A 13,369-nucleotide genomic window follows, 5' to 3' on the forward strand; every position below is an offset into this window, starting at 1 on the left:
ACATGATAGAAGTCAAAGAGAAACAGATCCTGATTGATGGCAAAGCCGAGATCATTATGAGCGGAGAAGTGCATTATTTCCGCTTAGATCGCTCCGAATGGCAAGATCGTTTGGATAAGTTAAAAAAGGCTGGTTGTAATGCCGTTGCTAGTTATGTACCGTGGATTTGTCATGAAGAAGTAGAAGGGGTGGTCGACTTAACCGGTACGACCAGACCGGAATTAGATTTGCAAGGATTTATCGATCTGTGTGCGGCCAATGATTTGTATTTTTTCTTACGACCTGGTCCTTTTATTATGGCAGAAATGCGTAATGAGGGTATTCCAGATTGGTTGATTGAAAAGCATCCAGAAATCGTCCCGGTTACATGGGATGAGAAGAAGACATTAGCAAAAACGTTAGATTATACAGCACCTGCCTTTTTGAAGTATACAAAAAAATGGTATGAACAGGTTATGAAGGTTGCTGCACCGCGGATTCAGCCAAATGGTGGAAATATTATTGCTTTGCAGCTGGATAATGAGGTAGGCATGTTGTCGTGGGTCAGTAATTCCCCGGATTTGACAGATAACAATATCGATCATTTGATCGAGTGGTTGCATACAACCTATGACAGAGAGGAATTAAAGACGCGTTATCCCTTTACCCTAGACAAGGAGGGCCCCAACTATCAGGCTATCCGTTCGCCTGAGCAATCCTATCAAGCTAGTTTGCATCATGATCTGGGATATTATATGCGCCATCGTTTTGCTCGCTATGTTGCGGAGTTAAGGAAATATGCAGAAACCTACGGGGTAAAGGATATCCCATTTGTTGTCAATATACACGGTATGGGCGGGGGAAGGGCCTTTACCTTTCCCATTGGCATTAGTCAATTATACGAATCCTATACACAAACGGAAGGCTATTTATCAGGATCTGATATCTATTTTGGCGATTTGAATATGGAAACCTTTCAAGATTTGTATTTGATTAATGCCTTTATGGATGCCGTACATCGGGAAGAACAGCCGCTAACTTCGGTTGAATTTAATTGTGGCGATGGCAATTTTGGCAACAACTTTAGTGGACGTGTTGATCCCTCTGCCACTGATTTTAAGGCCAGAATGTGTGTGGCGCAAGGGAATCGGCTGCTTAATTATTACTTGATGACAGGTGGGAGAAACTATCGCTTCCAAAACAAGAAACATGATGGAAATGATCGTATTGCTCACACCGGTGAACGACATGGATTCGCTGCACCAATTAGTCCAGAAGGAAAATTGAATTATACGTTTCCGCGAATGGCACGATCGATCGGAGCGATTAGAGCGGTTTCCGATAAACTCGCAGCCACGAAAGAAGAACGCGACGACGTAAGCTTTGCCTTTATTCCCGACTATTATATGACGGAATCTTGTTATCCAGATAGTTTCCAAATGAGATCGATGTATCAGAACCTGCAAGAACACCGGGCCCATGCAGCTTGGGAGAATATGGCGAGAGCTATGTTGCTTGCCGGTTACCGTTTTGGTGCTACCGATATGCAACATAAGCCGCTAGAAGTAACAACGACACCTGTGCTTGCGTTACCATCGGCAAGCTATATGTCACTTGCCATTCAAGAAAAGTTAGTGCTCTTTCTGCAACAAGGCGGCTCCATCCTGTTGTACGGCGAAGTGCCACGTTATGATATGGAAGGGAATAGCTGTGAGTTATTGGCAAAGGCACTTGGTGTGCAACACAAAACGATGCATCATGCCAGTCAAGATTTCGCCTTATCTGTTTATGGAGATGGATGGGCGAGAGAACAAGCAGAAATTCGCGTTCCTAAGGCACAAGCATTTACGTTTGATCGAGAAGTAGAACCTCTATTTCGTGTATACGGCAGTGATGATATTTGTGGGTTTGAATGTCAGGCAGGTGCAGGCAAAGCAATTATTATGGCAACACCTTATGTATGTGATTTGCCCTTGTTTACGCAGGCATTGGAACGTTTAGGAGCAAAAGCGAAGTTAACGCATGATGGCGCAGAACACGGTATCTTTATGACTTCCACCAGCAATAAGCAGCAGGAAACCTTTCTACATCTTCTGAATTTAGACGGTTTTGATAAAGAGATTCATATCAAGTATGAAGGAGAAAAACTGTTTGATGGGCGAACGTTATCGATACAAGCAAAAGAAGGTGTGATGCTGCCGATCAATATCGAACTAGGCAATATCAAGATAAAGTATGCAACAGCTGAGATTAGTAAGATAGGGGAGCAGCAGCTAGTGTTTCGGCTGACACAGCCCCAAGATATTATCGTATTAGAAACCGAGCGTTCTGTTCTTCCTAGTGAAGATTATGATGTGCATACCGAAGGCAACACACACTATCTTTTATCTAAAAAACATGCCAAAGTGGACGATGACTTCATTGTTACGTTTTCGGATGAGTAGAGCGTCTTGCATGGGATGGTGCTATTCCCATCCACTTTTTAAACATGCGGTTAAAATAAGATTGATCACAGTAGCCTAGATATTCTGCTACCTCCTTAACAGACATATTCGTTGTGGTCAGCAGGTTATGGGCCGCATTAATCCTTGTTTGGTGCAGATACTGGATCGGCGTCATTCCCATGACCTCTTTAAATAAAACCGTCACATAATTGGGCGTGACGTCGACCAGTTCTGAGAGTTCTTCAATAGTGACATGGCTGCGGAAATGATATAGCAGATGGTTTTGCATTTTACGTACAACCACTTCTTTAGCAGGAGAAGCATTTTGTTCAAACCGTTCTTGGGCAATGAAAAATAATAATTCTCTGATTAACTGTTGCGATAACTGTTGATAATAAGCGCGTTTGCCTAGCCATTGCACATATAAAAAAGAAAGTCGCTGTTCATAATAGGCCATGTTTCTTGGGCGATAGGAAAAGAATTGCCCCTTTTGTGGAAAGGGGAGTTCTTCCTGCTCGATCTCACATAGCAACGTATATTTCGTATGATTGATACTAGGCGCACTTTTCCAAGAACGATAAACATCGTCTGGAATCCAAAGAAAATCACCTGCTGTTAATATAATTTGTTCGTCATTGATAATATAATGGACTTCTCCCTCTGTGACAAAAACGATGGTATACAAACCACGTGCTTTCCCTGTATGCCAATGAGGGGCGATGTCATGATAGATGCCTTCGACTTGTATCATTTTTGAACACTCCTATGATTTAATCGATGAATTATACAAATATATTGATTTTGTTTATGGTGATTATAACATGAATATCATATAATTTGTTTTAAGAAGTTCACAATAAATAGGATAGTACAAGAAATGAATTATCCAAAGGAAGGGTGAAGAGAAAAATGAAGATTTTGTATATTGATGTAGATTCATTAAGACCAGATCATTTGGGAGCTTATGGGTATCATCGGAACACCTCCCCAAATATCGATCGGATTGCTGCAAACGGGGTGCGATTTACCAATTACTATGCCTCAGACGCACCATGTGCACCGTCCAGGAATGCCCTATTTAGTTCTCGATTTGGTATTCATACTGGCTCTATTAATCACGGTGGGTTAGACGCAGATACCCGGCCAATCGGGAGTGATCGACCATTTAATCATCACCATACACCTTATCAGGCGTGGGTAGAAGATTTGCGTTTTAAAGGTCATCATACCGCCATGATTAGTCCATTCCCAGGGCGCCATGCGAAATGGAATGTATTGGAAGGATTTCTTGAAATGCATGATACTGGGAAGCATGCTGGAGAGACGGCAGGAGACGTATCCAAGCAGGCAGTCAATTGGCTTCAAAGTACAGGGGTGGAGAAAGATGACTGGTTTTTGTATCTCAATTTTTGGGATCCACATACACCATATCGCACCCCGGAAGACTATGGTAATCCTTTCAAAGACGACCCTGCTCCAGAGTGGTTAACAGAGGAGATTATCCAACAACAACGAGACAGTTTTGGACCAATGAGTGCCAGAGAATTACCTAGAGGGGATCAATGGCCAAACTTACCAGATGAAATCCGCCATCCGGAAGATTTTAAACGTTGGATTGATGGGTATGATACAGCCATCAAACACGTCGATGACCATATCGGTCTTTTATTAGATACCTTGGAAGAGAATGGCATGCTAGAAGAAACGATCATTATTCTTTCGGCAGACCACGGGGAGAATCAAGGAGAGCTGAATGTATATGGAGATCATCAAACGGCTGATCATATCACGAGTCGTATCCCATTAATTATCAGTGGACCATCCTTTAAAAAGGGATATGTCGATGAAGATTTTCACTATCAAATCGATTTAGGACCAACATTAACCGAGTTTGTTGGCATGGAATCTAGTGAAAGAAGAGACGGTAAAAGCTTTTTGCCTGCTATTACAACGGGAGACTCGGCAGGTCGCCCCTATTTAGTAGTGAGTCAAGCAGCTTGGAGCTGCCAACGTAGTGTGCGTTTTGACCAATGGATCTTGATTCGTACCTATCACGACGGTTTAAAGGATTTCCCTAACCTCATGCTTTTTAACGTCGAGGAAGATCCGCATGAAACGAATAATCTAGTCGATCAAAGGCCAGAAATTGTAGCAAAAGGATTGCGCCTGTTGGATGAGTGGGTAGCAGAGCAAATGGCAATCTCTGATTCGCCAACAGATCCTATGTGGAGCGTTATTCAAGAAGGTGGCCCTTATCATACAAGAGGAAATCTTCATTCCTATGTCGAAAAGCTGCAAAAACAAGGCAGACACGAAGCAGCCAATCGCCTGCTTAGCAGACATTAGAAAAACGCGCATTCACTCCAACAAAGAGTGAATGCGTTCGTTATAAAAAAATGAATCTTACAAAAATTAGACATGAATAAAGGGGTAAATCAGGTATGGAAGAAACAACTGCGTATTATCGTCACTTACCAAAACAGGTTCAAGCATTTGTCGACCAGCAATATCAGGATGCCTTTCAGCTAATCAACGCTTCTCGTCATCCAGAAACAGGGTTGTATGCGGATAGCTATATGACGTTTGGTCAGAATCCTGATCACCGTTGTTCGATTGCAGCAACAGGTGTCGGTTTAATCAGTCTTTGTATAGCCGATCAAGAGGAATGGGATCCTCAGGCTGCGACGAAAGCGCTTAGTACACTACAGACAGTTTTAGGAAAACGAAAAGGATGCCAGGTAGCTCGCGATGCACAAACTGGTTTCTATGCCCATTTTGTCGATATGGAAACAGGTGAAAATATCCGTTCCGAGTTTTCTACGATTGACACGTCACTATTAGTCGCCGGAGCGTTGTTTGCAGGTAACTACTTTGAGGCATCTGTTCCAGCTATCAAACAACTGGCGCTTGAATTGCTCCACGAGATCGATTGGTCGGTGATTGTTGCTGATCTTGCTACCGGATCGATTCATATGGTGGTGGAAGAAGGGCAAGGAAAATTACCACTGCCCGCCTTTAATGAATATGTGCTTGCTGCCTACTTGGCCTTGTTGGCTCAACCAGATGATGAGAATATTCAGGCGTTATGGCACCATTTTAGTGAAGAAAAGATAAAAGATTTACCGCACACGTCTTATCGTGATATTCCAGTGCTAACTGATACAAACGGAGGGGCGACTACATTTCTTTCTTCGTTCGTGCATCAATTTCCTTTTTATTTGGTACCTGAGTATGCAACGAGTGACGTCTATCGTCATTATTTTGAGAATGCCTGCCTTGCCGATCGATTGAAATGGAAAGAGCTGTCTGACGTTCCTTCTTATGTTTGGGGATATGGCGCAGGTTCTAATGATGGCTTACATGGCGGTTATCATGCCGATAAAATAAACAATGCACCAGGTGATATCGCCTCGGCTTATATTGTAGCTGGTTTTTTACCGGTATACCCTGCAGGTGTTTATGATTTGTTTGCCGTGTACGAGCAGCATATACCATATAATAAAGACCATGTCGATCCTGGTTTACGTTCGGCTTATCGATTTGGCTTGCACCGTTATTCATTTTGGCATTTGGATGAAGGTACGCGCTGGTACCCAGAGAAGGTTACGTTGATTGACTGGAGTTCGATGCTCTATGGATTGGCTGCGTTTAAGCGCGGAATGGGTTTCTTTGCTGATAAGGTGAAATTGTAAATGAGTCAGAACGGTCAACTATGGATGGTTGACCGTTCTGACACGAAAAAAATGCATATAAATCATGCGTCATGTAGTCTGCTCAATTCATCTTGAATGTAGATGAAATCAACTTCGACCAATTTTCCTATATAATCATCGTCTTGAACGGTATCTTTAAGTTCTGATAATGACAATTCTAATAAAACTTTCCCTCTGCACCAAGAAGGCTCCGTTAATCCGGATTTTCTCCAATTGTGAATCGGTATTTTATAATAATCATGCCTATGGAACGGATGGTTACGTTCTTTGCTAGTAGTAGTAATTAGTATTTTTAAATCTTCTTTATCTTCGCTTATAATAATTGCTGGTCTTCTCTTTGATTGTGTTGGATCGTCATCATAAGCAACTTCTATATAGAAGATGTCTCCTAGTTCAAACAATTATCCCTAATCGTCCTCTACAATGTAACGGTGATCTGATTTTTTTCTACTAAGCAATAATTTTCCATCTTTCACTTTTGGCTTGATCGATATTTTTTTCAATTTATTTGAGGATACTGAGGACATTTTTTGGCTACCACTTCTGTGGACTAATGCATTCATCTTTTTTTCCTCCTCATTGTTTCCCACTATACAACACCACCTTTAGAATCAGTGTTACAGTATATGAAGGAACCTATACATTGTGTTTTCTCTATACTTCTAGTTTAAACCAAAAGTACTATATCTGCAATCATTTTTTATTTTTTTATGAGAGTGAGAATAAGTGAAATCAATGTATGATCTATATTTATAGGCAGGTTTCGCTAATCTTTTTCTTAATGACTTTTGAAGCTCCAATGATTCGGACTAAAAAAGAACAAATCATTGATATAACGAAGAAGTTTTGATGTAAGATGGGGATAACAAGTGGTAAAATGGAAACAATTCCTGCTTAGTTGACGTTGTATTTTTAGAGTTGGATCGTTTCTAAGCAGAACATAATGACTAATATTATCCTATCCATGTTAGATATAGACAATAATCGGAGGTGAATAATATGTCCATATCCGTTGGCTTAACAGGGTGGGGAGATCATCACTCTTTGTATCTCACACCTGAAGAAAGACAAAGCAAACTATATACATACAGTGCCCATTTTCCCGTCGTAGAAGTAGATAGTTCCTTTTATGCTGTACAACCAACCACTAATTATCAAAAATGGGTGGAAGAAACACCAGAGGCCTTTCGTTTTGTAATTAAAGCGACGCAAAACTTAACTGGTCATGATCGAAAACCCCGTACGAATAAAGAAATGAAACAATTGGTGGAAGAATTCAAACAATCGATTGTCCCCGTAAGACAGGCCAATAAATTAAAAGCTGTGTTGTTTCAGTTTCCGCCGTGGTTTAATCTAAAGGCCAATAATATTCAAAAAATAAAAAAACTAAAGGAATGGATGGGGGAAATCCCCCTTGCGATTGAATTTCGCAATCAAACATGGTTTACTGAGGAGTCACGAGAGCAGACCATTACATTTCTACAGACGCTGGGCGTTACTCATGTGATTTGCGATGAACCACAAGCGGGAGAAGGATCTGTTCCATTGGTGTTGGCGACAACCAATGACCATGTACTCATTCGCTTTCACGGGCGAAATATACACGGTTGGAATAATCATGGACAGGAGAATTGGCGGGAGGTTCGTTTTTTATATCGCTATAACGAACAGGAGTTAATGGAGTGGGTCGAGCACATTCGGCAATTACAGCAGCAGACAAAAGATATAACCATTCTATTTAACAATAATTCCGGTGGAGATGCTGCTGATAATGCCAAACAATTCATTGACTTGCTAGGTATTCAATATCAGGGACTCCATCCAAAGCAGATGGATCTTTTTGACTTATGATAGAGGCTGTTCAAGGGGGAACTACGCCGCCTTGAACTTTATCATTGCACGGACATGGCAATTATCGTCGCGAGTTCAGCTATATGTTTAACAGGATATCGCGGTTCTAACCGACGGGACCTGTTAGTTGGATTTTTGGAACATGCCATTATAGTGCTTCTACTCTTTTGGCACCTAAGTATCGTTCTGTCCAATAGCTGTTACTTAATTCGCTGATCTGCACACCATTCGAAGAACCGGCGTGGATAAACTGGCCATTCCCAACATAAATACCAGCATGGGAGGGGCCGGATTGATAGGTCTCAAAAAAGACAATGTCTCCTACGGATGGTTTTTCTACTTGGCTGGTGGCGTTCCACATTTCACTAACCGTTCTTGGCAGGCTAATATCAAGCTGTTGGTAGACATATTGTAAATAGCCGCTGCAATCAAATCCATCGGTTGACGTCCCGCCCCATACATATGGTATCCCGATATATTGTTTCGCAATAGCGACGGCATCGGCAGGCGGGGCACTTTCGACTTCTACCATTGTTTCTGCTTCAGCTGGTGGTTCTTCTTCGGATGAGCTATTTTCCTCTGTCTCTGGTAGGGTTTCCTCTTCTATCTGTGTGTCCGTATTCCCTTGCGCTTCCTCGTTTGCAGCAACCGTCTCTGCTGTCTCCACAGATTCTTGTGGTGGCTCTAGCTCTGGTTCGGGTTCTGGCTCGACTTTTTCCACGTGAAGAATTTCTTGACCGCTATCTTGTTTATATGCCGTAACCGCCTGCTCAGATAGCGGACCATAGATTCCATCCAATTCTGCTTGATAATAACCCAAATAAAAAAGAGCTTCCTGAACCTCTTTAATTTGTTTGCTTTGTTCTCCTTGCTCGAACTCCAGCTCATTTGACCTCAAGATATTATGGTAATAGGATTCTTCTTTTTCTAAAATAGCTTGAACGGTATCCTCATCTGCTTTACCATTAGAGGGAAGCACTTGTTCATCCTGAAATTTTTTGACGGCATATTCCGTCAATAGACCATATTCTCCGTCTATGGTATCTTCGTAGTAATTTAATTTCTTCAATTTGTGCTGCAGGATGCGCACGGCTTGATGTTGCACACCATAGTGTAACTCCTTTGTTTGTTCTAATAGCTGGTTCTGCATGAATGGGTAGGCATCCACATAGAACGCAAATGGCTGGCTAAAGGCAAAGCTGTAGGCAACAGAGTGTTTCACTACGAGTGATAGTTGATCTTGTAACAACACAAATCACCCCTTAAAAAATTACTTACTTAGGGCAAATTTATGTTAAAATAAATAGAATATGTGTAGTTAATGATTTTGTTACTTTTTTGTAATACTTTATAGTGTGTGTTCAAACACTTGGAACATGTATTTAGAGAAAGCATTCCTGTATATAAAAAAATATGAAGGTAAGTGGGGCTAGAATCGATTGTACAAAAATAGAGCCCTCTTGGTACGATAGAGAGTGTCATCGCGATGACCTCGAAATTAGATACCAAGGAGGACTCCTACCATGGATTCTACACAAAATAATCGCTTAGAGCAAATCACAGACAAGACACTTATTATCGGAATAGACGTGGCCAAGGACAAACATGTCGCGCGTGCCATAGATGATCGTGGACGCGACCTGGCTAAACGATTGGTGTTTGAAAATAGTCTAACAGGTTTTCAATCATTGTTGGATTGGGCAGAGCATCTTGCTGAGCAACAACAGCGCCCCCATTTTATGTTTGGGATGGAACCAACAGGACATTACTGGCTCAACCTGGCTTATCATTTAAAGGCACAAGGGTTGCACGCTGTGGTTGTTAACCCAACGAAAGTCAAACGCACCAAAGAGTTGGATGATGACTCGCCAACGAAAAACGATACAAAAGATGCGAAAGTAATAGCACAGGTAGTGCGGGCAGGACGCTTTCATGAACCGATTTTACTGGAAGGTCTTTATGCTGAATTGCGGGAAGGGATGAAACTCCATGACATAATGGAGAAAGATTTGACATCTATAAAAGCGCAGGTACAGAATGCGCTAGATCGCTATTTCCCGGAGTTTACAACTGTTTTTAAAGACTGGACGAAGAAAACACCGATCCATTTCTTGAAAAAAGGTTATCTTCCCGTTGATATCGCCTCCTGTTCGGAAGAGGCTTTACTGGCGGAAATCAAAGAAGCGGCGAAGCGTGGCGTTGGAATCAAGCAAGCTCGATCCCTGAAACATGCGGCTGAAACGAGTGTAGGTATGACCGTTGGACTGACCATGGCACGAGAGGAAATCAGCTATTTAATCGATCAATATGTAGCTATAAAGGGACGTATCGAGGCTCATGAAGCACGATTGGAAGAACTTGTTCTCCAGGTGCCCGGTGCCCGTCAAATGATCGCGATAAAAGGGGTTGGTGTCATGACCGTTGCCGGGTTTTTCGCTGAAGTAGGAGATTTATCCAATTATCAAGATCCACGCCAAATCATTAAATTAGCGGGACTTAATCTGCAGCTGAACCAATCGGGCAAATTCAAGGGTCAAACAACGATTACGAAACGTGGTCGCCGTCGATTAAGATCTATATTGTACCTTGCCGCACGCCCTTTATCAGCTAATAACGAAGGTTTCAAACAGCTGCATCATTATTATAGAAATCGCCCGGACCATCCACTGACAGGCAAAGAATCGTTCGTAGCACTTGGCCGAAAGCTTATCAAGATCTTTTATGTCATGGGTACGCGCAACTGTGCATTCGATGGAGAACGCATGATGAGGGATATCCCTTCATTGAGATCCCTGCAGAAAGTAGCTTGATGAGACAGATTGCAGACAGAAACGCGTGAATGCTTGATACAGGCGAATGTAGGATAGCTTGTATAACAGGCTATGCCTCCACCAAAACCAAATAATGCATGATATACAGGAATGTGGCGTGATACAACAGAAAATACGCTGTCTATTTGTTTAAATTCGATGACATCTGAAGCACGGATTAGCCGGTCGGTATCTACTCCGTTAGGGCATAGACCCACTTAGAAAGCATATCCGGCATCCACACATGGTAAGGTTGAACAAAGGAATCTACGCGCACGACGCCGAGAAACATGGGAGGATCCACCGCCATGTTGAATGTGGAGATCCAAAGGTGCAATCATACGGTATATTTTACTTAGTTTTCATAAATATGGATGCTAAGTTCGTGAGGGGCTACTTATTATTTCCATACTTAACCCCCCGGGCGTATACTTTCCTTCACCTTAACCAGATAGCTTCACCAAATGTGGTAGAAAAAGATAGAAAAACAGCGATATTTTAAGGAAATCAAAATAAATTGAGGGAGGAAGAGTAAAAGATGTCTACGAACGAGCAACAATACATAAATCTTTGTCAGAAAATATTAACAGAAGGCATGAGAAGAGAGGATCGTACCAAGACGGGGACACTATCGATTTTTGGCCACCAAATGCGCTTTGATTTAGCGGAAGGCTTTCCCTTATTAACGACCAAGAAAGTTCCATTCCGTTTAATAGTTAGTGAATTACTTTGGTTTATTAAGGGAGATACGAATATTCGCTATTTATTACAGCACAATAATAATATCTGGAATGAATGGGCCTTTAAAAATTGGATAGAAAGCAGCGACTACCACGGGCCGGATATGACTGACTTTGGAAATCGATCCCTTGCTGATCCCTCGTTTAAAAAGGTGTACGAGGAACAAATGACCCTTTTTAAGGAAAAAATCCTGGCAGATGATGATTTTGCCAAACAATACGGTGAGCTGGGATCGGTATATGGCAAACAGTGGCGCGCTTGGCAGACAAGCAGAGGGGAAACGATTGATCAATTAAAAGAGGTTATCGAATCGATCAAGCATTCTCCTTACTCCAGAAGGCATATTGTATCTGCCTGGAATCCAGAAGACTTGCCATCGATGGCGTTACCACCTTGTCATACCATGTTTCAGTTTTACGTAGCAGATGGCAAGTTAAGCTGTCAATTATATCAACGAAGCGCTGATACTTTTTTGGGAGTACCCTTTAATATTGCCAGCTACGCCTTGTTAACGATGATGATCGCACAGGAATGCGGCTTGGAGCCAGGAGAGTTTGTTCATACACTTGGTGATGCTCATATTTATGCCAACCATCAAGAACAAGTTCAGCAGCAATTAGAACGTGAACCACGTTCGCTGCCAAATGTGGTGATCAACCAACACAAATCCATCTTTGATATGGAAATCGAGGATATCCAATTAGAAGGATACGATCCACATCCAGCAATTAAGGCACCCATTGCCGTATAGGAGGTAAACAATGATTTCATTATTATTTGCAATGAGTAAAAATAGGGTAATTGGCAAGGATCAACAGCTGCCCTGGCATTTACCGAAAGATTTGAAATTTTTCAAAGACAAAACATTGGGACAAACGGTGATCATGGGAAGAAAGACGTTTGAGTCCATGAATGCTCCCTTACCTAAGCGCCATAATATTTTATTGACGACAAAAGAAGTGGACCAGCCTGATGGTTACGATGTCATTCATTCGATAGATGATATTCAGGCACTGGAGGCGCAAGATCCAACGAAGGAATGGTTTGTGATTGGTGGTCAAGAAGTGTATCGAAAAGCATTAGCATTTGCCGATCGTATCTATATGACTTTGATTGAAGAGGAATTTGAAGGGGATACCTTTTTCCCAACATTTGATGAAAGTAAATGGGAGATCACCTCCAAAGAAAAAGGGATCAAGGACGAAAAGAACCCCTATGACTATTATTTTATCCAGTATGATCGAAAAAAGTCGCAATAAATGTTGTGTTATTACAGACAAGCAGATAAAATCATGTTAAGATAAGAGGTAATGAAATTCTATACAAAAGGGGAGTAGCTGTCATGCTATCATCAATTGGTATTCCCGGATTGATTTTGATTTTAGTCATTGCTTTAGTGATCTTTGGTCCAAAGAAACTACCAGAGATTGGTAAAGCTACTGGTGAAACGTTGCGTGAATTCAAGAAATCAGCACGTGATTTGACGGACGATCAACAAGATCAAAAAGAAAATAAATGATAAGCCATTAATCGAGGTGAAGATCGGATGTTATCAAACATTGGCTTTCCAGGTTTATTTTTAATCCTTATTGTTGCCTTAATCATTTTCGGACCATCGAAACTCCCGGAAATAGGCAAAGCGGTCGGCAGTTCCTTACGAGAGTTCAAAAAGGCAACTAATGATTTACTTCGTGAGGATAAAAACAATTCAGAACATAAGTAGAGCGAGAAGGGCTGTCAACACGTTCGTAAGTGACAGTTCTTTTTTGTGGGATAGAAAGACAAAGCGTTTGTTTTAATAAATGGAACAGCTTTATATGTAGGAAGGAAC

13 protein-coding genes are annotated in these 13,369 nt (G+C 41.6%); 9 read left to right on the forward strand and 4 right to left on the reverse strand.

Annotated elements, in window-relative coordinates; genetic code table 11:
- Positions 1-2 precede the first annotated feature (2 nt).
- A complete protein-coding gene (locus E0E32_RS12765; protein ID WP_130859891.1) occupies positions 3-2,423 on the forward strand; it encodes a beta-galactosidase in 2,421 nt (806 codons plus the stop codon).
- Here the strand turns inward: E0E32_RS12765 and E0E32_RS12770 are convergent.
- On the reverse strand, positions 2,404-3,174 hold the full coding sequence (locus E0E32_RS12770; protein ID WP_066193301.1) for a helix-turn-helix domain-containing protein: 771 nt from the start codon (positions 3,172-3,174) through the stop codon (positions 2,404-2,406). The two genes, E0E32_RS12765 and E0E32_RS12770, sit on opposite strands and share 20 nt — an antisense overlap.
- A gap of 158 nt (positions 3,175-3,332) precedes the next feature.
- Here E0E32_RS12770 and E0E32_RS12775 point away from each other — a divergent pair, with 158 nt between their 5' ends.
- Together E0E32_RS12775 and E0E32_RS12780 are read left to right on the forward strand one after the other, a co-directional pair.
- Positions 3,333-4,769, forward strand: coding sequence for a sulfatase family protein (locus tag E0E32_RS12775; RefSeq protein WP_130859892.1), 1,437 nt, complete (start codon positions 3,333-3,335; stop codon positions 4,767-4,769).
- Positions 4,770-4,864: 95 nt separating this feature from the next.
- The gene (locus E0E32_RS12780; RefSeq protein ID WP_130859893.1) at positions 4,865-6,115 is read left to right on the forward strand and encodes a hypothetical protein; all 1,251 of its coding nucleotides are present in this window, start codon (positions 4,865-4,867) and stop codon (positions 6,113-6,115) included.
- 62 nt (positions 6,116-6,177) lie between these two features.
- Here the strand turns inward: E0E32_RS12780 and E0E32_RS12785 are convergent, their stop codons facing one another.
- Entirely contained in the window at positions 6,178-6,537 is a 360-nt protein-coding gene (locus E0E32_RS12785; protein ID WP_130859894.1) for a type II toxin-antitoxin system PemK/MazF family toxin, read from the reverse strand.
- A gap of 6 nt (positions 6,538-6,543) precedes the next feature.
- The gene (locus tag E0E32_RS22280; protein ID WP_165445027.1) at positions 6,544-6,699 is read right to left on the reverse strand and encodes a hypothetical protein; all 156 of its coding nucleotides are present in this window, start codon (positions 6,697-6,699) and stop codon (positions 6,544-6,546) included.
- Between the two features lie 436 nt (positions 6,700-7,135).
- On the opposite strand from E0E32_RS22280, the gene E0E32_RS12790 reads away from it, so the two are divergent.
- On the forward strand, positions 7,136-7,987 hold the full coding sequence (locus E0E32_RS12790; RefSeq protein WP_130859895.1) for a DUF72 domain-containing protein: 852 nt from the start codon (positions 7,136-7,138) through the stop codon (positions 7,985-7,987).
- Between the two features lie 148 nt (positions 7,988-8,135).
- Here the strand turns inward: E0E32_RS12790 and E0E32_RS12795 are convergent, their stop codons facing one another.
- Positions 8,136-9,239 carry a C40 family peptidase gene (locus E0E32_RS12795; protein WP_286171906.1) on the reverse strand — a complete coding sequence of 368 codons (1,104 nt, stop codon included), beginning with the start codon at positions 9,237-9,239 and terminating at the stop codon, positions 8,136-8,138.
- A 271-nt stretch (positions 9,240-9,510) separates the two neighbouring features.
- Here E0E32_RS12795 and E0E32_RS12800 point away from each other — a divergent pair, with 271 nt between their 5' ends.
- The 5 genes from E0E32_RS12800 (at position 9,511) to E0E32_RS12820 (ending at position 13,261) form a co-directional block, all read left to right on the forward strand.
- Positions 9,511-10,797, forward strand: a complete 1,287-nt coding sequence (locus tag E0E32_RS12800; RefSeq protein ID WP_130859896.1) for an IS110 family RNA-guided transposase — start codon at positions 9,511-9,513, stop codon at positions 10,795-10,797.
- A gap of 538 nt (positions 10,798-11,335) precedes the next feature.
- On the forward strand, positions 11,336-12,289 hold the full coding sequence (locus E0E32_RS12805) for a thymidylate synthase (protein WP_130859897.1): 954 nt from the start codon (positions 11,336-11,338) through the stop codon (positions 12,287-12,289).
- 10 nt (positions 12,290-12,299) lie between these two features.
- A complete protein-coding gene (locus tag E0E32_RS12810) occupies positions 12,300-12,797 on the forward strand; it encodes a dihydrofolate reductase (RefSeq protein WP_066193316.1) in 498 nt (165 codons plus the stop codon).
- An 83-nt stretch (positions 12,798-12,880) separates the two neighbouring features.
- Positions 12,881-13,057: a twin-arginine translocase TatA/TatE family subunit gene (locus E0E32_RS12815; RefSeq protein ID WP_066193318.1), complete on the forward strand. Its 177-nt coding sequence runs from the start codon at positions 12,881-12,883 to the stop codon at positions 13,055-13,057.
- Positions 13,058-13,084: 27 nt separating this feature from the next.
- Complete coding sequence (locus E0E32_RS12820) at positions 13,085-13,261, forward strand: twin-arginine translocase TatA/TatE family subunit (protein ID WP_066193320.1); 177 nt, start codon at positions 13,085-13,087, stop codon at positions 13,259-13,261.
- Positions 13,262-13,369: the final 108 nt, after the last annotated feature.

The sequence above is a fragment of the Gracilibacillus phocaeensis genome, assembly GCF_900626275.1.
Lineage (GTDB): Bacteria > Bacillota > Bacilli > Bacillales > Amphibacillaceae > Gracilibacillus > Gracilibacillus timonensis.

Bases quoted from the DNA above. Each gene is read 5' to 3' on its own strand.
- E0E32_RS12805 (WP_130859897.1), top strand. From the start codon at position 11,336: ATGTCTACGAACGAGCAACAATACATAAATCTTTGTCAGAAAATATTA.
- E0E32_RS22280 (WP_165445027.1), bottom strand. From the start codon at position 6,699: ATGAATGCATTAGTCCACAGAAGTGGTAGCCAAAAAATGTCCTCAGTA.
- E0E32_RS12790 (WP_130859895.1), top strand. From the start codon at position 7,136: ATGTCCATATCCGTTGGCTTAACAGGGTGGGGAGATCATCACTCTTTG.
- E0E32_RS12815 (WP_066193318.1), top strand. From the start codon at position 12,881: ATGCTATCATCAATTGGTATTCCCGGATTGATTTTGATTTTAGTCATT.
- E0E32_RS12775 (WP_130859892.1), top strand. From the start codon at position 3,333: ATGAAGATTTTGTATATTGATGTAGATTCATTAAGACCAGATCATTTG.
- E0E32_RS12770 (WP_066193301.1), bottom strand. From the start codon at position 3,174: ATGATACAAGTCGAAGGCATCTATCATGACATCGCCCCTCATTGGCAT.
- E0E32_RS12765 (WP_130859891.1), top strand. From the start codon at position 3: ATGATAGAAGTCAAAGAGAAACAGATCCTGATTGATGGCAAAGCCGAG.
- E0E32_RS12810 (WP_066193316.1), top strand. From the start codon at position 12,300: ATGATTTCATTATTATTTGCAATGAGTAAAAATAGGGTAATTGGCAAG.
- E0E32_RS12820 (WP_066193320.1), top strand. From the start codon at position 13,085: ATGTTATCAAACATTGGCTTTCCAGGTTTATTTTTAATCCTTATTGTT.
- E0E32_RS12800 (WP_130859896.1), top strand. From the start codon at position 9,511: ATGGATTCTACACAAAATAATCGCTTAGAGCAAATCACAGACAAGACA.
- E0E32_RS12780 (WP_130859893.1), top strand. From the start codon at position 4,865: ATGGAAGAAACAACTGCGTATTATCGTCACTTACCAAAACAGGTTCAA.